The following is a 21681-nucleotide window of genomic DNA, read 5'->3' on the forward strand; positions in this document are numbered from 1 at the left end:
ATTTTAAGCAGTGGGGCGATTATATTTGACTAAGCGTGAGAAGCTATCTTCTCCTTGACCGGCATGGATTGCTCTTTGGGCAATCGCTTTTGCTGCGTTTAAGACACTGCTATCGATGCCGTTATGTTGGGCCCCGTGGATGATATGCTTCATACTTGTCATATTGGAGATGAGACTCGAGCCCTCACCAGAGTAGACGCCTTGATCCACATCTTGTGCGATATAGGTTTTTTAATTATAAAAATAAGGTGATTATTTCAACATATGAAAAATTCATAACAATGAAGAAAAGCGCTCCCTATCTCTCAGGCAAACTATATACGGTTTCACCCGTACCTAGTTACGACGAAAAGGATAAAATCAATCATCATACTAACCAAAGAAAAGTTATTGACAAAATATTAGCTTCGTGTTAATTTGTATATACAAATGAGAGGTGACTGGTTATGAACATCGATGATTCCATACTAAGCTCATGCTTGTTTTTTACATCGAATCGGTTTGCTCGTTCGATGACCAAGATGGCGGAGGAAGTTTTTGCCAAAGCCGGCTTATCGCCAACATATTCCTATGTTCTGGTGGTAATCCATCAATATCCCGGCATAACGCAAAAAGAGCTAAGCGATAAGTTATCGATTGCTCCATCCACAAGCACCCGGTTCATTGATAAGCTGGAGGAGAAGCAGTTGGTACTGCGCCAATCCGAATGGAAAGAAACGCATATTTTTTTAACGGATGAAGGGAAGTTGTTATATCAGGAGCTGAACCAATATTTTGAACAGCTGTATGGACAGTATGTTTCCCTCTTGGGGAAGGAACATAGCGAACAATTAACTAAACTTCTCCATGAATCCAGTGAAATATTGAAAAAGGGAATATAAAGCCTCTTTTTCACCCCTCATTTGTATATACAATTGATAAAGGAGAGATTCATCATGAAGATTGGTATTATCGGTGCAACAGGGAAAGCGGGAAGTCTGATTCTCAAGGAAGCACAAGCACGCGGTCATGAAGTAACGGCAATTGTACGTAATGCATCCAAGGTCTCCGATTCCAGTATTAACATTTTGGAGAAGAACGTGCTGGATTTGACTAATGCCGATCTTCAAGGCTTCGATGTTGTCGTGAATGCTTTTGCGGCGGCGCCTGGGCAGGAAACTCAATATGTGGAAGTAGGCCGAGTATTGAAAGAAGCTCTGAAAGGCACGAATACCAGACTGTTTGTGATGGGCGGTGCCGGAAGCTTGTTTGTTGATGAAGCCAAAACCTTGCGACTCATGGAAACTCCTGATTTTCCTAAGGAATATTATCCGACAGCATTCCACGCCGGTGAGAATTTGAAAGACCTGGAGCAAACTTCTGATGTGAAATGGACGTTTCTTAGTCCGGCAGCCTTCTTTAATCCGAAAGGTCAACGCACTGGCAGTTATCAGGAAGGCAAGGACCATGTCATTGTCAATTCGAGCGGTCAAAGCTATGTCAGCTACGCGGATTACGCGATTGCGGTATTGGATGAACTTGAACAGCCGAAGCATATCAATGAGCGTTATACGGTAGTATCCGAGGCTTAATAAACCCGGCAACGACCTTCATATAGATTTTTGAATAAGCTGATTTCATCATGAAATCAGCTTATTTTAATGTGGGAAAACGGCCTTAATAAGTGAATAATACATCATATGAAAAATTCATAATAAGCGAATAAATTCAATTTATCTAGCTAACTTCGATCTAAAACACCCCAAGCTCCTGTATAGTCCCTTCACAAAAGTGAAAAGGTGGGGAGGGGGATATACATATTAAGGGAAATACTCTTCATTCCGTTAAAATGTATAAGTTATGCGTATGGTTGCATCATCCATTGACCTGCATACAACATTCGTTGTACGCAGGCTGAACCGGAGTAATTGCAGTAGGAACCGTTTTGGATTGCGACAAACGTCGCAAGGTATAGGAGTTCATAAGAAACGAATATTGATATCACGAAATCGGCCTGTAGACATTTTTGGCATCTTAATTTGAAGAGTATGCTGTTTATAGGTCGCAATGCTTTGTGCAGGAAGAATGGGGACGGGTAAGACGATGGTCTGGCTTTGATCTTTTGGCAAACCATGGATTTTAATTTGTGTCCGATTTAGCTTAATCCATAAGTTTTCCGGATGGACACGTTTGGGGATATAACATTTTACAACCAGAAAGTTATGGGTATCAAAAGTTTCATATCGAAGTGTATTAGGGTTAGGCAGTATTTCATTTCCGGCGGTTGCTTGTTTTATCGTATCCTTTACATAATCCTCAATTACGGTTGGATCCAGCTGGAAATCCTCATTGAGATCATTAAGATCTTTGAATGGAAACGAATTGTTCTTGAAAAAAGAGTCCTTTGACAACCAGTCAGGCCGTTTGGATCTTGAGTTCACTCTATATCCCTCCCTCGTTCTGTAAATTCATTATATGGGCGAAAGAATGTTAGAGTGACATCTGGGCTTCCAACTACATAGAATAAATCCAAGCGTATGATTTTGAATGAAGAGGTGGAATTGTGGTTTCGATTATCGGCAATATGAAGATTGTAAACGTGGGCCCCAGTTCTACGGTCTTGGTTGGAAATACAGGCGTCATTGATTTAAACAGTACCTCAAAAGCTTATTCCGGCGCCAACTCGTTCACCACTGGCGATAGTATTGGTACGAATATTACAAACAACCAGGCCAGCAGCACGAATACATTCGATCCGGACTTGATTGATTCACCTAATGCTTAATTAAGGTTGTGATCCACTGTGAATCTAACAGTACATCAATGTATTAATATACAGCAGTTTCGGGTGGGAGCGGTGACTAATTCTTCGGTCCTGCAGATTGGAACCGCCGGAGAGATCCGGGCATTATCCAATATATATAACACAGGTGGGTTTACAGGCCCTGCTCCGGAATTCGAGCCTCAGAATAATAGCAATAACCCCTTGGTCCCATTACCTGCGCCAATTGAAGGACTGTATAGTCAGACGGGAAATACAGGCGGCGAACTACACTCGAACATATATCAGAATGTATCACGTTATCTAGAAGATATCGTACCTAAGCAGATCGAGCGCATGCTTCCCGAATCCAAGCTTGTAGTTGGTGATGAATATGCTGGGGTTATTATCGAGGATATTCGTAAACAACTCGGAGACCGTATAACAGTTTATCTGAGGCAATATCAAACGAATAAGGAATCTATGAACCCGCAAGATGTTGAGCAATCGATCATCAAACAAGTGAAGAGTGAGATCGTTACGGCAGTTGAGCAGCACCTTCTTAATTTGCAACGAGGGAAGTGGAATTCAAATGAAAATGACAGTCGTCAATAAAGAGCTTCAGGTTGGTTCGATCCGCATTACAGCAATCTCAAGTTCATCGGTACTGTTGATTGGAGATACCCATGTCATGAATTGCTCCTCCATGTATGATACGCCTTCCGAATCACTGCAAACGACCCCGCTTGTTCCGTTATCTCCGGGTGCCGCATCATGAAGCGTCATTCACACGTTGATAACATGTATATCATCAATATTTCCAATAGCTCCGTATTTGTATGCGGTGAATCGGGACATATCGATGCCGATACGCGTGCATTGGCGGTTCAGCGGTAGGTGCCGGTGTTCTTTGAAGACGAGGGACAATATGAGGATTACCCGATATTCTCCAGGCCGATACCCACATGGCCGCCGTACTCAGACGTAGAACTAAATATTATACAAGATTATAAAAAGATTCATGTGGGATGCGTCGATATTATAGCCACTGCATCTGCATCGGTTGTACAGGTGGGTCCGAACGATACTATGGATTTGGAATCCAGGGTGAAGGCGATCAGACACTTTATTACGGATGCACCAGAGTATTTAAAGGATTATAAGGGAGTTATCGTCAAATAGAATTTCGTGAACCGGTACTGAACGAAAAAATATGTTACCTTCGTTCACGATGACTCTGACGGTTCCCCGATTGGTAGGAGATATGTACAAAAACGGGAGGAGCGCCATGGCGCTCCTCCTGTTTCTATGTGATCTACGGATTATTCTCCTTGCTGATGGGCGGCTTCGTCTTTGATCTCTTCTCGGAAGCCGGAAATACTCTTTTCGCGACGAGCATTACGATCTTGGATCTGTTCTTTCTCGCTTGCTGGAATCTCATCCCCGAACTCCTCGAGATAATCTTCGGCTTCACGGTAGTTCTCAATCGTGTTCTGGACGGCTTGTTGCAAATGTTCAACATTGTCTTCGCGATTATCGGGTTTAGCCATGAATTGTCACCCCCTTAAATTCAACTGCCTTGCTAAAATTTCACACCTCATGAGTTTTCCATAATAAAAACATCCTTATGCATAGGAGGCTGACACTATCAAAAAAGCTACAGTATTGTAAATATTGCAAGTCACTTCTTTACATATCCGTTGGATGGAATATGTTATAATGTCGAAAAAGCAGACTTGCAGCATGACATCGAAATAAGAGGAGGAAGAATTCTTGAAATCAAGTCGTTTTATATTCTGGCTCAGTATGCTAATGATGATGGCATTGATGTTAGCAGCCTGTACCTCAGAACCGATAAAACAACAGCAAACTTCTACAGTAGAAGACCCTCCTGAATCGGTTGAAGAAGAAGAAGGTCAGACCATTACACTAGTAACGCCGGATACGGCGATGAAAGCGCCCGAGGAAAAAAGTAAATATCAGATACATACACGGTTGACGGATTTCCAACTCATAAATGAGTCAACAGGGATTGCTTGGGGGATAACGAACACGGAGCTGCGCCTTTACCAAACGCAGGATTATGGCGAAACGTGGGTTGATATCTCTCCATCCTCGAATGTACAGTTCGTTGATAAACTGGAGTATGGGAAAGACATCGTGTTCACGGATAAGAAACATGGTTGGATTATACGCAACAAGCAGAGATCAGCTGAAACGATCCTGCTCAATACGACGGATGGAGGAGACTCCTGGAAGCTTTCTTCGCTGCCGGAGACAGGTATCGTCACGGCCATGTCCTTCGTATCATCTCAACAGGGATGGATTATGGCAAAAGGCAACCTTTCCCGGGGCTCTGAGGAGAAGTCGCTGTTTCGAACCAGCAATAATGGCGGATTATGGGAAGAGGTCATGCAGAATACAGAGTATCCTACATCTCGCGTTCCCGGCAGCGTGATCCCACGAACAGGGTCCATTATTGGCTTAACCTTCACGGATTCGCTTGTCGGATTTGCGACCATCCGTGAAATGCAATCCTCCAAATTGTATATTACCCGTGATGGAGGTCAGAAGTGGAAGTCCTCCGGACAGATATTCAAGAGCAAACTGCTGGATCAGTGTGGTTCGGTCTTTGCAGGTGCCCCCAAGTTTCTGGGCAGAGGCAGTAGTGGAAGTGAGGTTTATATACCGATTACCTGCGTGAAGGAGGATCAGGCGAGCTATTTGGGTTACTTTACTGCCGACACGGGGAAATCATGGAATCTGGTGTCATTCCCCATTTCGGGTGATACCGGTCAGGGGTCTATTCAGCCTGTTTTCCGGCGGCTTCATGATGGGTGGAGAATGGTGAACGGTATTGTTTATCATACGAATGATATGGGCAAGACCTGGAATCCATTTCCAAGGAGTAAGCTGCTGAACGATAATCTTGCCAAATATCCGAACGTGGTAAAACTGCAGTTTACCTCTTCTGATGTCGGTTGGATGCTGATTGAAACATCGGACAAGAATCGATCGCGTCTGATGAAGAGCAGTGACGGCGGGGCAACCTGGCAGGGTCTATAGTTTTCGACGAGAATATATGATCTGAATATGCCGATAAAAAAGCAGATTGAAAAAGCTTTATCGAATGTGACCATCAGTTCGGATAAAGCTTTTTTTCGGTATATATTGTGAAATAAATCACAAATAATAACCTCCACGTATGCTACTATAAAGGTGTAATCAGATACTCCAAATTGTTTAGAAGGGGACGATCCTCATGCATACCGATCAAATGACGATAAATTTCCTCCGCCTTTGCTACCATTGTGATGATGCTTGCTTATGCGACACCGAGGAGCAGTGTCTGGCCTGCTGGAATGAGCAGGAAATGACACCGCAGGAGCATGAAATGACAGGACAAGAAGAAACGATGAAATGGATGAGATTGGCTTACGATTGAATGGACATGAAGACAATGAAGACAATAAAAAGAATGAATGAAACAGGACGTTCTAGTCCCGGGAAGAAGCTGATGACTGGCAAAATGCAGACATCAGCTTTTTTTGGTGCTCCCAGAAAGGGACAAGTTCTTTAAAATTTCAATCAAACTTTCCATAAGGATGAGTTAAATTGTCCGAATTAAAGCATATACATATTTCAAGACAAGGTGGAGGGGGGAGCCGTATGGGATCGGGGTCAGTATGGATGTTCGATTTTTTCGGCAGCGTTATGCCCGTGTTTTTCATCGTCGTCATCGGGATCATTTTGCTGTCGGCCGGTAAGGGAATCTTGCAATGGAGTCAGAATAACCGACAGCCTTTGCTATCGGTCGATTCCAAGATTGTGAGCAAGCGAACGGAAGTGAAACACACGCAGCAGACAGATGATACGATGTCGAGCCGTACTCGTACCACCTATTATCTGACATTTGAAGTAGAGAGCGGAGACCGCATGGAGTTTGTTGTAAATGGCGAGGAATTCGGCATGTGCGCAGAAGGAGACGAGGGACTGCTGCGTTTTCAGGGAACCCGGTATTACGGTTTCGTTAGGCACCCCAGAGCGCATCTTAGCGTGGTTCGAGGTTATGATCATCCGAAATAAGAGACGGATTTGATTTTTATATGCACCTTCTCTTGTGGTATATATGAAGGAGAAGGAGGGACAGCATATGAAATTTCAGGATAAAACGGTTGTAATCACGGGCTCTGCCAATGGGATTGGCCGCGGAGTGGCAGAGGCTTACGCTCTAAGCGGAGCTCGAGTGATATTAAGCGATGTTCATGAAGAACAGGGCAACCTGGCGGCAAACGCCTTAAAAGAACAAGGATTGAACGCTATCTTCGTCCCTTGCGATGTGAGGAAGGAAGAAGATATTAAAAGCCTGATGAACCAAGCCGTCCAATATGCCGGCACCCTCGATATTTTGATTAATAATGCCGGGGTTTCCCGTTGGAAATCGCCATATGAGCTTACGGTTGAAGACTGGGACGATGTGATCAACACGAATGCCCGAAGCTGTTTTTTGGCTACGCGTGAAGCGGCGATACATATGAAAAAGGCTGGAAGTGGCGGGGCTGTTGTCAACATGTCATCCACGCGTTCGATTATGTCCGAGCCGAATTCGGAGGCTTATGCAGCTTCCAAAGGAGCCATTGTCGCGTTGAGCCATGCCATGGCCGTCAGCCTGGGACCCGATGGGATTCGGGTGAATTGTATAAGTCCTGGCTGGATTGAAACTGGAAACTACGATGAGCTCCGTTCAGTTGACCATAAACAGCACCCAGCCGGGCGGGTAGGGACCCCAGCTGATATCGCCAAAGCCTGCTTCTATTTTACCGATCCGGACAATGATTTCGTGACGGGGGCCCATCTCGTTGTTGATGGCGGCATGACCCGCAAAATGATATATGAGCCTTAGTTATCTGAATATGAAGAGCGTCTTCCCATGGAAGGCGCTCTTTTTCTTGATGGTCATAGGGCCAGAGTCTACCATATGATACAAATTCGTGATGCATTAACATTTTTGAAGAAAACCTGTTCATGATAAATAAAAACAGTATGATGTAATTAATGTAAGTACGAAAAAGCCACATCTAATGAATGGGAAGGAATGAGGGCATGGGGAAATTGACGACAACCAGCACAAAAAATGAGCGTTCCAATCGAGTGTCCGTGTTCGTTACGCTGCTCATGTCCTATCTTGTGATACTGCTGATCCCGGTCATCGTGTTCTGGGGACTGTATACGCAAATCGAGCGGATTATGATCGAAAATGCCAACAACTCCAACATGGCGCTGATTGAGCAGGCGAAGCAGGTGGTGGACAGCCGATTGGATGAAATGCATCTGATTTCCCGGAACATCACTTCACATCCGCGACTGGATGGGCTGCTAAAGGCCAAATCCCCTCAAAATGGAACCGAGAACTACAATTACTACACTTTCATGCAGGAGATGCAGCGATACCGCAACAGCAGCAGTTTTATCACCGATTTTTATGTATATCTACGGGAGAGCGATACGGTTCTCAGCCCCACCTTAAAGACAACGTCCAGTGTCTTGTTCTCCGATATTTACGGATATGAAAAATTAACCTATCAACAGTATCAAAAAGATATTCTGCACGGCATCCACTTTAACCGGTATTTGCCCGTGACCGAAGTCGGTAAAGGATTAAATCAGAAACGCATGCTCACATATATGCAAACGCTTCCATTTGGAGAGAAGGCCAATCCCAAAGGCGCGCTTGTTATGCTGATTGAGGAGAGGCAGATCGCAGGATTGCTTGATGAGATTGTGAAAACAAACCACGGAACCATTTACATCAAGGATGCCAGCGGCCAAGTGATTCTTAGTGCCGGTGAATCAGAGGTTCGCAATATAGGTAAAACCGCGGATCATCCGCGTGTGTTGACAGTATCGACAAGATCTGCGAGGAGCGGGTGGGAGTACGTATCGGCCGTACCGGAAAAAGTGTTTATGGAAAAGGTCAATATGGTCAAACGAATGGCCGTTGGTGTTATGGCTATCTGTCTTGTCGCTGGGATTGCGGCCTGTGCTTTCATGACCTACCGCGCGTATTTCCCTTTGCGCGACATCATCCGCTTCATCCGGCAATCCCATCCGGCTAAGGAGGGGAAGGTACGTAACGAATATGATTTTATCAAATCGACGATGGCTGATTCCTTCGGTAAGCAGACAGAGATGAAGGAGCAATTGTCCAGGCAAACCCCTGTGATTCGGTCCAACTTTTTGCAGCGATTATTGAAGGGAAACGTGGATACGGCGGATATGTCCGATCATGCTCTGGACTTCATGGGGATCTCGTTCCCGTATTCCAGTTTTGCCGTTGCCTTGATCGAGTTGAGGGATGCCAGTGGGTTCATACATAATGAGCGGGAAAGAGAATGGGCCCTGATCCGTTTTGTCACCGGGAAGGTGGCGGAAGAAATTCATCCCTTTACCGCATATTCCGTGGAGCTGGAGAAGAACCTGGTTGCGATTATTCTAAACATCCCAGAGCCGCTGCATGACAAGGCAGGCCAGCTGTACGAATGGGCAGAGCAAGTGAAGCAGGTGCTTGAACAGCGCTTTAAATCCGAAATAACGATCGGGATCAGCGATATCCGTACAGGTCTTGGATGCTTGGCGAGCGGCTACACCGAAAGCTTGAAGGCTTTGGAATATTCCATTTTTACTGCGTATAAACCGATTTTATTGTACGAAGAAATGAAACAGAAAACGGGGGTGTATTATGATTTTCCCATTGAGACGGAAATCCAGCTCATTAACGCTATGAAAAGCGGGGATACGGATAAGGCGCAGGATATCATCCAGTGTCTGTACCACAATAACTTCAACGGACAATCCATCTCGCCTGAGCTCGGCAGACTCATGTTCGCTAACTTGCTCAGCACCATGTTTAAGCTGCTGAATGCTTTGAATTTGAAGTACGAGGATATATTCGGCGAGTCAGGCAAATCGCTTGAGGAAATTACGGAGGGGAGTACGGTCGAGGAGCTCTACCGGGAGGTGAAATGGATGTTCGGCATGGTTTGTCTCTACGTAAAAGATCAAAGGGGCGATTCCTCTTCGCTGCTGCTTGAGAAGATCAAGAGCTACATTGAGGATCATCACGACGATTCCATGATCAGTTTGGCTTCCATTGCCGAGCAATTTGATATTACACCGCCGTATCTGTCGGCTTTCTTCAAGAAAAACAGCGGCACCAATCTCACGGATTATCTGGCCAAGATTCGGATCGAACGCTCCAAGGAAATGATGCGGGATGCTAAAAATACGATTTCGCACATTGCCCGGTCCGTCGGTTATACCAGTGACGTCGGTTTTATCCGGGTATTTAAGAAATACGAAGGGATCACCCCGGGAAAATACAAGGATACCCTGCATTCCCTATCATCGACCTTAAGAAATGATCATCTCAATTCTTAATCCCTGTTTATGCATGTTGAAACTGTACGGTATACGATGTAAGCGTTTCAGCATTAATATTTGGGGCAGGGCTGGTTGGAATCTTCTAAGCCTAGTCTTATCTCGGATGATCATTCTTTAGGAAAAAAGGGAGGCGTCGTGATTTGAAAACAAACCGGAAACGTGTTGCGAGACTTGCGATTTTTATGCTGATTGTGGCTATGATTGCCGGATGCAGCGGAAAAGGCTCGGGGGCCGAGAAGCCTGCCGGCGAAAAAGGTAAGGAAGGAACAGGCGTGGCTGCTAGCGGTGAAACGGGATATCCTGGGCAGCTTACCTATTGGGTATCGCTAAATGGAAACGCTTCAGCAACAATGCAGGATATGAACGGAATTGCCGCATATCAGGAATTGGAGAAAACGACGGGCACCAAAGTGAAGTTCCAGCATCCACCGGCCGGTCAGGAGGCAGACGCCTTCAATATCATGGTCTCGTCAGGCAATTTGCCGGATGTTGTGGAGTACGGATGGGCTAACGTATCAGGAGGACCGGATAAAGCAATTTCGGACGGTTCGATTATTCGCCTGAATGAGCTGATTGAAGAGCATGCTCCAAATGTATCGAAATTGTTGAACGAGCATCCAGAATACAAAAAGCTGATTACGACAGACGGAGGCAACATTTACGTATTTCCGTTTATCCGCGGGGACGAGTATTTGCTGACCTTTAACGGCCTCATTATCCGCCAGGATTGGCTTGATCAGCTAAAGTTATCCGTGCCGGAGACGATAGATGAATGGTATGAAGTATTAAAGGCATTCAAAACCAAGGATCCCAATGGAAACGGGCAGGCGGATGAAATCCCGCTCCTGCTTGATATGGATATGACGGCAATCAATCATGCGTTTGTCGGTGCGTGGGGGATTACGACTGGTTTTTATCAGGTGGACGGGAATGTGAAGTATGGTCCGATCCAACCGGAATTCAAATCATATTTGGAGACGATGAGCAAATGGTACGCCGAAGGTCTCATTGATCAGGATTACGCGGCAACGGACTCTACGCTAAAAGACGCCAAAGTGACCAACAATCAAGTGGGTGCCTTCTCCGGTTACATGGGCAGCAGCCTCGGCCGTTATTCTGAGCTCATGCTAAAAAGCAATCCGAACGTAGATCTGGTAGGTGCTCCGAATGTTGTATTGAAAAAGGGAGACACTCCAATCCTTGGACAGAAGGATTCGCCATTCAACGGATTTGGCGCGGCCATTACAAAAGCGAACAAGTTTCCAGCGGAAACGGTGAAATGGCTTGACTATAAATACGGTGAAGAAGGGCATATGCTGTTTAATTTTGGGGTCGAGGGAGTCAGCTACGATATGAAGGATGGATACCCGACTTACACAGATGAAGTGATGAAAAATCCGGATGGCCTATCGATCACACAAGCGTTGTCGAAATACAATCTGGCCAGTTATTCGGGACCTTTTGTCCAGGATCGCCGTTACATCGAGCAGTATTCCGCGCTTCCCCAGCAAAAAGCTGCCATTGAGACATGGATGAAGGCGGAGAATGACCGTTTGATGCCGATTATTTCACCAACGGCTGAGGAAAGCACGCGTTATGCCTCGATCATGAACGATATTAATACCTACTACGAAGAGATGGTCAACAAATTCATTATGGGCGTGGAGCCGATTAGCGGGTTTGATCAATTTGTCCAAACGGTTCAAGGTATGGGCATTGAGGAAGCGCTCCAGATTCAGCAAGCTGCGCTGGACCGGTTCAACAGCCGTTAAATTGTAGTTGCATGAAGAGGGAGAAGACTCAGGATTCTCCCTCTAACTGTGAATGATTTTTTTGTCAGAGGAGGGCATAGGGTGCAGCTTAAGGAAGAGACAAACCACGTTACGTTACAGAGCAAGCCAGAGAACTTCAGCACAAGAGTTGCGAAGGACTTTCGCCGAAATTCCACAATCTACCTGATGCTGCTGCCAGTGGTAGCGTTTTATGCCGTGTTTCACTACGGACCTTTATATGGACTGCAAATTGCGTTCAAAAACTTCTCGGCAGGGCTCGGCATATGGAACAGCCCGTGGGTTGGATTTCAACACTTCAGCGATTTCTTTAACGGATTTTTCTTTGAGCGGGTGGTTTCCAATACCATCATCCTGGGAGCGTACGATCTCATATTTGTTTTTCCCGCCTCGATTGTGCTGGCGTTAATGCTGAACGAGGTTCGGCATCGCATATTTAAGCGGACGGTCCAATCCATTACGTATATTCCCCATTTCATATCCGTTGTCGTGGTTGTCGGGATGCTGGTGGATTTTTTGTCGGTAGACGGGCTGATCAATCACATCATCACCTACTTCGGCGGAAAACCGATTTCGTTCATGCGGCTGCCGGAATGGTTCCGCACCATATATACCTCATCTGCCATCTGGCAAGGGATTGGATGGGGATCTATCATTTACCTCGCGGCCATTTCCAATATCGATCCATCCCTTTATGAAGCGGCTAAAGTGGACGGTGCCGGCCGCTGGAAGCAGATGCTTCAAATTACGCTGCCCGGCATTTTGCCAACGGTCATCATACTGCTCATCTTGCGGATTGGTTCCTTTATGGCTCTGCAGGATGAGAAGATCCTGATCATGTACAATCCGGTTATCTATGAGACGGCGGATGTTATCGGTACCTATGTCTACCGCAAGGGGATACTGGAAGCGAGTTACAGCTATAGTGCTGCTGTCGGCATGTTTAATTCCCTAATTAACTTTATGCTGCTCATTGGAGCCAATTATCTCAGCAAGCGGTTTACCGACACGAAGCTGTGGTAGAAAGGGGGCATCTCATGCGAACTTCAAAATCTATCAGTGAAGTCCTGTTTGATTCTGCGAATGTCATTCTCTTGTGCTTGCTATCGATCGTCACGTTATACCCTTTCCTATATGTATTGTTTGCTTCGATCAGTACACCGGCCGAATTTGTTCAGCACCGGGGTATCCTGCTGTGGCCCAAGGGCTTCTCGCTGGATTCTTATCGAATGGTATTTGAGAACCCCAATATCATCCGTAGTTACATGAACACGATATTTTATGTGGTGGTCGGCACGACCTTGAACATTCTGATGACGGCTCTCGGGGCTTATGGCTTATCCAGGAAAAACGTGATGTGGAAGAGCACCATCATGATGCTGATCGTAATGACGATGTTTTTCGACGGTGGCCTTATCCCGAAATACCTGCTCGTGAAAAATATGGGTCTGATTGATACGTACTGGGCTTTGATTATTCCAAGCGCGATGACAACATGGAACTTGATTATTATGCGAACGGCATTTCAAGGCGTACCGGATGCGCTCGAGGAATCCGCACGGATCGACGGAGCCAGCGACTGGACCATTTTGTTTCGGATCATCATCCCGCTATCGCTGCCGGTCATTGCGGTCATGGTTCTCTTTTACGGGGTATGGCACTGGAATAAATGGTTTGATGCCCTCATCTATTTAAGGGATCGGGACCTGTTTCCGCTGCAGCTGATCCTGCGCGAGATTCTGATCCAGAACGATACCAGCAGCATGATGACCTCGGTAGGCGGGGGAGACCGGATGCCGGTTGGCGAGACGATTAAGTATGCAACGATTATGGTGGCTACGCTGCCGATTTTGTTTCTATATCCATTTTTGCAGAAATATTTTGTGAAAGGCGTCATGATCGGAGCCATCAAAGAATAAGGAGGTAGTTGACTCATGTGGGAGCAAGCCATTATGGATGCGGTAGAAAAAACAAAGAGGAATATTGAACAATTCCCGATGAAGTTTCCTCATATTACGGAAGAGAAGCGTTACGAGTGGGGAGAAAGCAATGACTGGATTGAAGGATTCTATACCGGAATGATCTGGCTGTGCTATGAATATACGAAGGACCCGCTGTTTAAGGAAACAGCAATAGCCCAATTGCAGGATTACAAGCTGCGTCTTGAGGAGGAGCGACATCTGGATCATCACGACATCGGATTTCTGTATCTGCCCTCTGCCTTGGCAGCGTGGATTGTGGATGAACATGAAGATGGCAAACAGCTCGCTTTGAAAGCTGCGGATCATCTGATGCTGCGCTGGCGGGAAGAGGGACAGTATATTCAGGCCTGGGGCCGGAAGGGCGACGAGAAGAACGGCGGTCGCATTATCATCGATTGCATGATGAACATACCGCTTCTCTACTGGGCCTATGATCAGACCGGGGATGAGCGATACAAGCGCGTGGCCGTGGCACACGCGGATAAGAGTCGACGCTACTTAATGCGGGGGGATGATTCGTCGTATCATACCTTTTACTTCAATCCGACAGATGGAACGCCCATCCGAGGAGGAACGCATCAAGGATATCATGACGGCTCAACATGGACGCGCGGCCAGGCATGGGCCATCTACGGATTTGCGCTCTCATACCGCTATACCCGTGATCCGAAATATTTGGATACGGCTTTACGTGCTGCCCGTTTCTTTATCGAATACCTGCCGGAGGATCATGTTGCGTATTGGGATTTTGACGTTCCGATTGAAGAGGGAACACCTCGCGATAGCTCCGCTTCCGCCATTGCGGCGTGCGGCATGCTGGAGATATTGGAGCACCTGGACGGAGAAGATGACAATAAAGGGCTATTGACAGAAGCTGTTGAGAAGTCGATGATATCTCTCGTAAACCGATATTCTACCATTGGTGAGGCGAGTGAGGAAGGCTTGATTAAGCATGGTTCCTATTACGTCAGAGGCGGTGCGGGGCCTGATGATTATATGATCTGGGGCGATTACTATTACCTCGAAGCCTTGCTGCGACTGACCAAAGGGATACCTGGCTATTGGTATGAGAGAGGTTAGTATAATTGAATCTGTGAAACATATTGGGGATGCCGTGCGCTATGCGGCACTCCCTTTTTTGTGTAAAATATCAGAGGATCATTGTTCACAATATACTCATTAGCATTGTCAGAATGTCTTTGTTATGATGAGGAAGATTCAAATTTGAGATAAATGGTTTGGAGGAGATATGTGTGTTGAAACATGTGAAAGCTTCAGTCTTGCTGACCTTGGGTCTGCTGCTAATACTGGTGTTCCCGACTGCAACGTGGGCCCATTCCAAGCTGGAAACCAGTACGCCCGCGGCAGATGCCAAGCTGACGGAAAGCGTGCAGGAAGTAAGCCTGTCATTTAATGAAAATATCGATGAAAACTTGAGCACGCTCAAGATTAAAAATGCGCAAGGCGAATCGGTTGAAGTAGCGGAGGTCAAGATCAACCAGAATACCATGCTGGGCACACTGGCTGCACCGCTTCCATCCGGCTCCTATACGGTCGAATGGAAAATCGTGGGTGGCGATGGACATCCCGTGGATGGAACATACGCCTTCGAGGTAGATGCCCCGGAAGCGGAAGTTACCCCGGAGACACCAGCAGGTACTGAAGAAACGCCTGCGGATACAGGAAATACACAGGATGAAACAGCACCAGCAGATAACACCGCTGCGGACAACACGGATCAGACGGCTGACCAGAATCAGCAGGCAGACAACACTTCTGCTACCGATACCGAACAATCGGCAGGCAGTGGGTCAACCGTGTGGATCGTCGTCATCGTGATTGTAGCGGTTGTTGCAGGATACTTTGGAATTAGAGCATCACGGAAGAAAAAATAAATGTCTTACTATTGGTTAGGTGAGCCGTTTCTATATCTAGCCTACGCCATGCTGGCAGGCATCACGGTATTGTCCCTCGTACCGAAAGCATATAAGCCGGAAATTTCAGTTCCGGCCTGGCTTGGTCCAGTGGCAGCAGCAGCCATCATCGTATTCGGATTTATGCCGCTGCTGCAAATCATCATGTTTTTCAAGGATGATATCGGGTTCTGGAAGTCCTTTAACAGCATCATGTTCAAGTTCAGTGAGGGCGAGCGTTACGCCTGGATTCTGGTTCTCTCGATCCTATTGGCGATTCTGACCATGATCGTCCGCCGGAAACCCGGTTCTGTATTACGCTGGCTTATGCCTATTGCCTTGCTGGGCATTGCGGTGGCCATGTCCTCGTTTAACCATGCGGCATCCCTGTTCGATGGCGTTGGGCAGCTTGCCTTCTTCGGCCATTTCACCGCGATGGCGATATGGACGGGGACGTTGCTGCTTACAGGATGGTTCAGCGCGGATCAGGAGCGCTGGAGCGCGTTTCTCAGATGGTTTCATCCATTAGCGGTCACCTGCGTCATCGTTGTGATCGGATCGGGTCTGTTCCTGATGACGGCGGTGACGCCGGAGCCCATAAACAGCTGGACGCTGTCCTATGGGCAAGCTCTGCTGGTTAAGCATATTCTTATTCTGCCGCTATTGGTGTTTGCCTTTGTTAATGGTTATCTCGTAAAGCGCAAGCTGCGCCGGGATTCCGGTTATCGTCCAGCGGCATGGGCACGAAGTGAAGGAATTCTGATCTGGTTGATCTATATCGTCACCGGATATATGAACCAGCAGCCGGCTCCGCATGAGGTAATCGATACATTGGCCTCCTATGGTCCTGCTGCAACCTTTGTTTGGTTCCATCCCGGGTTTACGATTGGTGAACTGGCATTTACGTGGAGCTGGATAGGAATTCTTAGTCTGTGTCTCGGCCTTGCTCTTCTGTGGAATGTCGTGAACGTATTTCGCAGAAACCGGGCAGCTGCCGTCGGACTGTTAAGCGGCTTAGGCGCAGTTGTGTTGATCTATTGCGGCCTGATGTTCTCGGTTACCGCTGTTTAATATTTTGGAAGTTAACAAGGTCCTTGCTGTTTATGCAGCGGGATCTTTTTTATTGTTGAAAGTGCCCAGTCTTTTCAATCCTTCTGTTACCGGGAGCTGATCGGTGAGATTACGGAAATGTATATTCAGGAGCGGGCGAGAAGGCAGGGGCTGGCGGGCTTGCTGATCGCTTTCCTGGAAGAACAATTGATTGCGCGTGGGGTTAAGACCGTAAAGGTGCTTACGGGTCATGATAATCATGCGGCCATTGGAGTTTATGAGAAATCGGGTTATAAGCGGGAGGATGAAGTGTTTCTGGAGAAAGAGCTGGAGTAAAATGATGCACGACTGTGAAATTATGGATTTTATCCATCTTAAGCATGTTGACCCTAGCTTACATCAGGATCATCATGCTTTCTTTATTTGCTGGAATATCTGATCGCTTTACTCAGGATGCTGAACATCGCTCCGGTATTGACCAGGCGTGAGCCCTGTATTTCTCTTAAACACCGAATGGAAAGAATGCATGTCCTTATAACCGACCTTCTCGGCAATTGTACTGATTTTGTCGGGGGTGGTGCGCAGCAGCTCGCGGCTCATTCGAATGCGTACGGTCTGCAGATAGTGATGCCAGCTCTGGCCTGTATACCGGCGGAATAACCGCTGCAGGTGGCGTTCGCTGAATCCGCTGATCTGTGCAAGCTGCGTCAAAGTGAGCTCTTGCATGTACTGCCCCTCCACGTATTGAAGAACATCATGAAAGGAGTGGTGTTGAGGCTCTGATGTCATGGGTTGTGAATGTTCAATGGCCCGGTTGAACTCTATGATCAGCTGTAGCAGCAGCGTGTGCAGATAAATGGCAGAACCGCTGCCTGGCATGGCATTTTGCTCATAAAGGGAGCCAAAGAGCCTCTCAAAGCGATCATGACGGTCCATAATCGCGTGGTACCCAAGGGATCCATCTTCCATACGTTTCAAAAAGGCTGCCGTTTCCGAACCTGATGCAAAAGCAATCAGTTTGGGCAGCAGCTGTACGGAGAATATGCAATTGTTCACAATGAGCGGTTTCCCGTTCGCAGCGGTGGGTCTAAATACGTGAGGCATTCCGAGTGGTATATAGAACATTTGACCTTTGCGTACGCGCTGTACCGAGTTCTCCAGGTGATGAAAGCCTTCACCCTCCGCAATATAAGCAATCTCCAGAAAATCATGGTTATGGTAAGAGCCTGTAAAATTCTCCACGTTGCGATTCACATACATCAAGGTGTCGTCCTGGAAAAAGGTATCTCCGTGATAGGTTTCCATCGGTCGTTTCATCTTACATGCTCCTTATCGTTAATCGTAGGATAGATGTCCGTTATGACACATTGAATTGTCCGTTATCCCCATAATTCCACGTTCAGCTTCACTTATAATAATAGTTGAAATAGGCACGGTTAGGGAAGCGCATATCCCGATTTATGGCCTATAAAACTTGATTGTTGGGCTCCTTAATGAAGGTGAACGGAGGAATGTTCTATGTTCAGCGTAACGGATCTACGATGTGAGTATCAGCATAATCCGATAGGAATCGACGAGAAGCACCCGCGTTTTTGTTGGAAGTTGGTCTCGGACGAAAGAGCAGTCAGCCAAACGGCCTATGAGATTGAGGTTTCGAATGATGATACCTTTGCCAAGCCCCTTTGGACCTCAGGGAAAGTGGCTTCAACGCAATCGGTTCATGTGGAATTAAGCGAATGGAGTGTATCGTCTTGTAAGCGCTATACTTATCGAGTCCGCGCATGGAATCAAGCCGGGGAAGTATCGGAATGGTCGGATGCAGCCTATTGGGAGACGGGGAAACTGCAAGGGGAGAAATGGGCAGGGAAATGGATTTCGGCACCTAGGTCTTTGCTGCCTGCTGACTCTGCTCATCTACCGCTGCTCCGCAAGAGCTTCAGCTTAAGGTCGCCCATTGCGAAGGCAAGAATATACGCCTCGGCCTTAGGGCTTTATGAACTGGAGCTGAACGGACAGCGGGTGGGAGATGGTTATTTCACGCCCGGCTGGACGAGTTACGATCATACGATTCAGACACAGACCTATGATGTGACGGAGATGCTGCATTCAGGCCAAAACGCGATCGGCGCTTGGCTCGGAAATGGCTGGTACAAAGGACAATTGGGGTGGGAGGATCGGAGAGCGATCTATGGAGAGTGTTTAGCGCTTCTGCTGGAGCTGCATATTACGTATGCAGACGGGAGCGAAGAAGTAATTGCAACCGATTCAAGCTGGCAGTCGGCCAAAGGCCCGATCCAGATGTCGGAACTCTACCATGGTGAAACCTATGATGCCCGGTTGGAGCTGGAAGGGTTCAGTTCAGGAGATTATAAGGCAAATGATTGGTATGGTGTCGAGTTGATCGATCACGGTTACGAGAAGCTGAAGCCTCAGATTAACGAGCCCGTGAGAGCCGTTCAAACGGTGCGGCCCATTGAATGTCGGATCACGCCAAAAGGTGAAACCGTCATCGACTTCGGACAGAATTTGGTGGGCTGGGTCCGATTTAGCGTGTCCGGTGCGAAGGGCACCATGGTGACGCTGCAGCATGCGGAGATACTGGATTCCGATGGTAACTTTTATACGGAGAACCTCAGAACCGCTAAACAAACGATTCAGTACACGTTAAAAGGCGGCGGGAAAGAAACTTATGAGCCTCATTTTACATTCCAAGGCTTCCGATATGTCCGTTTAGACGGTTTCACGGAGGAGCAGCTGGACCCGGGGGCTTTCGAAGCGGTTGTGCTTCATTCGGATTTTGAAGAGACCGGAACATTCCAATGCTCGGAACCCATGGTGAATCAATTGCAGAGCAACATTCGGTGGGGACTCAAGGGGAATTTCCTGGATGTGCCCACGGATTGCCCGCAGCGTGATGAGCGGCTTGGCTGGACCGGTGATGCACAGATGTTTATTGGTACGGCGGCCTATCTTGCCAATGTGGCACCTTTCTTCACAAAATGGTTATCGGATCTGGCTGCAGAACAGCGCGATGACGGAGCCGTTCCATTCGTTGTCCCGCATGTGCTTGGCGATGAAGCATATGCTTCGGCCGCATGGGGAGATGCGGCAGTCATATGCCCGTGGACGGTATATGTCAATTATGGCGATCGACGGATATTGGAGCGTCAATATAGGAGCATGAAGAGCTGGGTCTCCTACATTCAGGCTCAAGGAGAGAATGAGTATTTGTGGAATACCGGCTTTCATTTTGGCGATTGGCTGGGGCTGGATGCAAAATCAGGCGACTACGTGGGTGCTACGGAACGGGATTTAATAGCGTCGGCGTTCTATTGTTATTCGGTAGAGCTGCTTAAGAAAACAGCCGTCGTATTGGGACAAGAAAAAGATGCTGCCCTGTATACTGAGCTTAAAGAAAAGGTTGTTGCTGCATTTCGTAATGAATTCGTGACCCCGTCCGGAAGGCTAGCGGCTTCGACTCAGACCGCGCATGTGCTTGCCCTTATGTTTGGGTTGCTGGATGAAGAGGCAGAAAAACGGGCAGCGAAACGTCTCTATTCGCTGCTAGAGGAGAGTAGATTTCATCTAACGACAGGCTTTGTGGGCACACCCTATATGAACCATGTATTAAGCCAGCATGGCATGCATGACGCGGCATATAAGCTGCTGCTGCAACGGGACTATCCATCTTGGCTGTATCCGGTTACGAAAGGCGCTACCACGATATGGGAGCATTGGGACGGTATTAAGGAAGACGGCAGCTTCTGGAGCCGTGACATGAATTCGTTTAATCATTATGCATACGGAGCCATTGGCGAGTGGCTGTATCGTACGGTTGCAGGTATCCAGACCGTAGAGGAAGCGCCGGGTTATAAACATATTGTGATTGCGCCTGTGCCGGGCGAAGGATTGACGTGGGCTGAAGGCAAAATCGATACGCTGTACGGAACCGTCCGGTCAAGTTGGAGAATGGAAAGTGGTGGAGCGTTTCAACTGGAGGTATCCATCCCGCCAAATACAACGGCGGAAATCCGTCTGCCAGGCGCTTTTGATGCCTCAAGCGTTATCGAAGGAAAGGCGATAGCTCTAGACCAAGCGAGCGGGATTCATTCTGTGCGTGATGGGGAGGCAGGAGTTATGATTCAAGTGGGCTCAGGAGAGTATGTATTCAGATATATTTATTCCTATCACGCAGTGTAGTAATGAATAAGCAGAGAGCTAAAGTTCCTTACCGTGGTGAATTACGGCAAGGAACTTTTTTTTCTCCTCACATAGTCACATTTATGGGCGAATGCACATACAAATACAAAGTGATCTTAAGGAAGTGAGGGGAACTCTGTGGCAGTCATCAAAACGAATTCGAGTGATGTGGATCTTCTGGCAAGATTGATCCGCGCAGAGGCAGAAGGTGAAGGCGAGCAAGGCATGCTCATGGTCGGAAATGTCGGCGTGAATCGTATACTGGGCAACTGCCTGGATTTCCGAAACATCCGCAATATGAATGATATGGTGTTCCAGAGCCCTGGAGGGTTTGAAGCAACACAAAAGGGCTATTTTTATCAACGGGCTAGGGATCGGGATCGTCAGCTTGCCCGAAGAGTGATCAATGGGGAACGGATATGGCCGGCGAGCAATGCTCTTTGGTTTTTCCGCCCGGCAGGGGATTGCCCAGCTACCTGGTACAATCAGCAGAACACAGGCCGATTCAAAGCACACTGCTTCTTCACCCCGACATATGCCGATTGCCCGACTGTTTTTTGATTCAT

Annotated in this window: 24 protein-coding genes and 2 pseudogenes; 22 read left to right on the forward strand and 4 right to left on the reverse strand. The window is 47.2% G+C overall.

Features of this window, described 5'->3' with window-relative positions:
• Positions 1-3 precede the first annotated feature (3 nt).
• On the reverse strand, positions 4-222 hold the full coding sequence (locus AB4124_RS23060) for a hypothetical protein (protein ID WP_441974336.1): 219 nt from the start codon (positions 220-222) through the stop codon (positions 4-6).
• A gap of 224 nt (positions 223-446) precedes the next feature.
• On the opposite strand from AB4124_RS23060, the gene AB4124_RS23065 reads away from it, so the two are divergent.
• Entirely contained in the window at positions 447-881 is a 435-nt protein-coding gene (locus AB4124_RS23065) for a MarR family winged helix-turn-helix transcriptional regulator (RefSeq protein WP_441974294.1), read from the forward strand.
• Between the two features lie 54 nt (positions 882-935).
• A complete protein-coding gene (locus AB4124_RS23070) occupies positions 936-1571 on the forward strand; it encodes an NAD(P)-dependent oxidoreductase (RefSeq protein WP_441974295.1) in 636 nt (211 codons plus the stop codon).
• Between the two features lie 387 nt (positions 1572-1958).
• On the opposite strand, the gene AB4124_RS23075 is transcribed toward AB4124_RS23070, so the two are convergent.
• The gene (locus tag AB4124_RS23075) at positions 1959-2420 is read right to left on the reverse strand and encodes an Hsp20/alpha crystallin family protein (RefSeq protein WP_441974296.1); all 462 of its coding nucleotides are present in this window, start codon (positions 2418-2420) and stop codon (positions 1959-1961) included.
• Positions 2421-2542: 122 nt separating this feature from the next.
• Between AB4124_RS23075 and AB4124_RS23080 the strand changes: the two genes are divergently transcribed.
• From AB4124_RS23080 to AB4124_RS23105, 6 genes and pseudogenes are all read left to right on the forward strand, one after another.
• Entirely contained in the window at positions 2543-2764 is a 222-nt protein-coding gene (locus tag AB4124_RS23080; protein WP_076321212.1) for a spore germination protein, read from the forward strand.
• A gap of 18 nt (positions 2765-2782) precedes the next feature.
• Positions 2783-2986, forward strand: a pseudogene (locus AB4124_RS23085) (spore germination protein GerPB); the annotation flags it as partial.
• Between the two features lie 36 nt (positions 2987-3022).
• A pseudogene (gene gerPC / locus AB4124_RS23090) lies at positions 3023-3355 on the forward strand (spore germination protein GerPC); the annotation flags it as partial.
• Positions 3333-3518, forward strand: a complete 186-nt coding sequence (locus tag AB4124_RS23095; protein WP_339272466.1) for a spore gernimation protein GerPD — start codon at positions 3333-3335, stop codon at positions 3516-3518. The pseudogene gerPC and the gene AB4124_RS23095, both read left to right, overlap by 23 nt.
• On the forward strand, positions 3515-3637 hold the full coding sequence (locus tag AB4124_RS23100; protein ID WP_441974297.1) for a hypothetical protein: 123 nt from the start codon (positions 3515-3517) through the stop codon (positions 3635-3637). Before AB4124_RS23095 ends, AB4124_RS23100 begins: the two co-directional genes overlap by 4 nt.
• Positions 3638-3922: a spore germination protein GerPE gene (locus tag AB4124_RS23105; RefSeq protein WP_441974298.1), complete on the forward strand. Its 285-nt coding sequence runs from the start codon at positions 3638-3640 to the stop codon at positions 3920-3922.
• 140 nt (positions 3923-4062) lie between these two features.
• Here the strand turns inward: AB4124_RS23105 and tlp are convergent, their stop codons facing one another.
• Positions 4063-4290, reverse strand: a complete 228-nt coding sequence (tlp, locus tag AB4124_RS23110) for a small acid-soluble spore protein Tlp (protein WP_071218157.1) — start codon at positions 4288-4290, stop codon at positions 4063-4065.
• A gap of 223 nt (positions 4291-4513) precedes the next feature.
• On the opposite strand from tlp, the gene AB4124_RS23115 reads away from it, so the two are divergent.
• The 12 genes from AB4124_RS23115 (at position 4514) to AB4124_RS23170 (ending at position 17251) form a co-directional block, all read left to right on the forward strand.
• Positions 4514-5806, forward strand: coding sequence for a WD40/YVTN/BNR-like repeat-containing protein (locus tag AB4124_RS23115; RefSeq protein ID WP_441974299.1), 1293 nt, complete (start codon positions 4514-4516; stop codon positions 5804-5806).
• 196 nt (positions 5807-6002) lie between these two features.
• Positions 6003-6185: a hypothetical protein gene (locus AB4124_RS23120; protein ID WP_076321218.1), complete on the forward strand. Its 183-nt coding sequence runs from the start codon at positions 6003-6005 to the stop codon at positions 6183-6185.
• Between the two features lie 224 nt (positions 6186-6409).
• Positions 6410-6826, forward strand: a complete 417-nt coding sequence (locus tag AB4124_RS23125; RefSeq protein ID WP_076321219.1) for a DUF2500 domain-containing protein — start codon at positions 6410-6412, stop codon at positions 6824-6826.
• Between the two features lie 67 nt (positions 6827-6893).
• Entirely contained in the window at positions 6894-7643 is a 750-nt protein-coding gene (locus tag AB4124_RS23130; RefSeq protein WP_441974300.1) for an SDR family NAD(P)-dependent oxidoreductase, read from the forward strand.
• A 200-nt stretch (positions 7644-7843) separates the two neighbouring features.
• On the forward strand, positions 7844-10177 hold the full coding sequence (locus AB4124_RS23135; protein WP_441974301.1) for an AraC family transcriptional regulator: 2334 nt from the start codon (positions 7844-7846) through the stop codon (positions 10175-10177).
• Positions 10178-10320: 143 nt separating this feature from the next.
• Positions 10321-11952, forward strand: coding sequence for an extracellular solute-binding protein (locus tag AB4124_RS23140; RefSeq protein ID WP_076321222.1), 1632 nt, complete (start codon positions 10321-10323; stop codon positions 11950-11952).
• 81 nt (positions 11953-12033) lie between these two features.
• On the forward strand, positions 12034-12993 hold the full coding sequence (locus AB4124_RS23145) for an ABC transporter permease (protein WP_430139607.1): 960 nt from the start codon (positions 12034-12036) through the stop codon (positions 12991-12993).
• A gap of 14 nt (positions 12994-13007) precedes the next feature.
• Complete coding sequence (locus AB4124_RS23150; protein ID WP_339272479.1) at positions 13008-13889, forward strand: carbohydrate ABC transporter permease; 882 nt, start codon at positions 13008-13010, stop codon at positions 13887-13889.
• A 15-nt stretch (positions 13890-13904) separates the two neighbouring features.
• A complete protein-coding gene (locus AB4124_RS23155; protein ID WP_441974302.1) occupies positions 13905-15032 on the forward strand; it encodes a glycoside hydrolase family 88 protein in 1128 nt (375 codons plus the stop codon).
• A 173-nt stretch (positions 15033-15205) separates the two neighbouring features.
• Positions 15206-15847, forward strand: a complete 642-nt coding sequence (locus tag AB4124_RS23160; protein WP_339293119.1) for a copper resistance CopC family protein — start codon at positions 15206-15208, stop codon at positions 15845-15847.
• A complete protein-coding gene (locus tag AB4124_RS23165; RefSeq protein WP_441974303.1) occupies positions 15848-16936 on the forward strand; it encodes a copper resistance D family protein in 1089 nt (362 codons plus the stop codon).
• Positions 16937-16987: 51 nt separating this feature from the next.
• Positions 16988-17251, forward strand: a complete 264-nt coding sequence (locus AB4124_RS23170) for a GNAT family N-acetyltransferase (protein WP_441974337.1) — start codon at positions 16988-16990, stop codon at positions 17249-17251.
• Positions 17252-17359: 108 nt separating this feature from the next.
• On the opposite strand, the gene AB4124_RS23175 is transcribed toward AB4124_RS23170, so the two are convergent.
• Positions 17360-18232: a helix-turn-helix domain-containing protein gene (locus AB4124_RS23175; protein WP_441974304.1), complete on the reverse strand. Its 873-nt coding sequence runs from the start codon at positions 18230-18232 to the stop codon at positions 17360-17362.
• A 201-nt stretch (positions 18233-18433) separates the two neighbouring features.
• Between AB4124_RS23175 and AB4124_RS23180 the strand changes: the two genes are divergently transcribed.
• Positions 18434-21115: a family 78 glycoside hydrolase catalytic domain gene (locus AB4124_RS23180; protein ID WP_441974305.1), complete on the forward strand. Its 2682-nt coding sequence runs from the start codon at positions 18434-18436 to the stop codon at positions 21113-21115.
• Between the two features lie 138 nt (positions 21116-21253).
• Positions 21254-21676 (forward strand): cell wall hydrolase, encoded by a 423-nt coding sequence (locus tag AB4124_RS23185; protein ID WP_076321231.1) that lies wholly within the window; start codon positions 21254-21256, stop codon positions 21674-21676.
• Positions 21677-21681 lie beyond the last annotated feature (5 nt).

It is taken from the genome of Paenibacillus sp. 2KB_20 (assembly GCF_052115765.1).
In the GTDB taxonomy this organism is placed as follows: domain Bacteria; phylum Bacillota; class Bacilli; order Paenibacillales; family Paenibacillaceae; genus Paenibacillus_AQ.

Excerpts from the sequence above, each read along its gene's own strand:
- AB4124_RS23065 (WP_441974294.1), top strand. The coding sequence starts at position 447 with ATGAACATCGATGATTCCATACTAAGCTCATGCTTGTTTTTTACATCG.
- AB4124_RS23070 (WP_441974295.1), top strand. The coding sequence starts at position 936 with ATGAAGATTGGTATTATCGGTGCAACAGGGAAAGCGGGAAGTCTGATT.
- AB4124_RS23095 (WP_339272466.1), top strand. The coding sequence starts at position 3,333 with ATGAAAATGACAGTCGTCAATAAAGAGCTTCAGGTTGGTTCGATCCGC.
- AB4124_RS23100 (WP_441974297.1), top strand. The coding sequence starts at position 3,515 with ATGAAGCGTCATTCACACGTTGATAACATGTATATCATCAATATTTCC.
- tlp (WP_071218157.1), bottom strand. The coding sequence starts at position 4,290 with ATGGCTAAACCCGATAATCGCGAAGACAATGTTGAACATTTGCAACAA.
- AB4124_RS23120 (WP_076321218.1), top strand. The coding sequence starts at position 6,003 with ATGCATACCGATCAAATGACGATAAATTTCCTCCGCCTTTGCTACCAT.
- AB4124_RS23125 (WP_076321219.1), top strand. The coding sequence starts at position 6,410 with ATGGGATCGGGGTCAGTATGGATGTTCGATTTTTTCGGCAGCGTTATG.
- AB4124_RS23130 (WP_441974300.1), top strand. The coding sequence starts at position 6,894 with ATGAAATTTCAGGATAAAACGGTTGTAATCACGGGCTCTGCCAATGGG.
- AB4124_RS23135 (WP_441974301.1), top strand. The coding sequence starts at position 7,844 with ATGGGGAAATTGACGACAACCAGCACAAAAAATGAGCGTTCCAATCGA.
- AB4124_RS23150 (WP_339272479.1), top strand. The coding sequence starts at position 13,008 with ATGCGAACTTCAAAATCTATCAGTGAAGTCCTGTTTGATTCTGCGAAT.
- AB4124_RS23155 (WP_441974302.1), top strand. The coding sequence starts at position 13,905 with ATGTGGGAGCAAGCCATTATGGATGCGGTAGAAAAAACAAAGAGGAAT.
- AB4124_RS23165 (WP_441974303.1), top strand. The coding sequence starts at position 15,848 with ATGTCTTACTATTGGTTAGGTGAGCCGTTTCTATATCTAGCCTACGCC.
- AB4124_RS23175 (WP_441974304.1), bottom strand. The coding sequence starts at position 18,232 with ATGAAACGACCGATGGAAACCTATCACGGAGATACCTTTTTCCAGGAC.
- AB4124_RS23180 (WP_441974305.1), top strand. The coding sequence starts at position 18,434 with ATGTTCAGCGTAACGGATCTACGATGTGAGTATCAGCATAATCCGATA.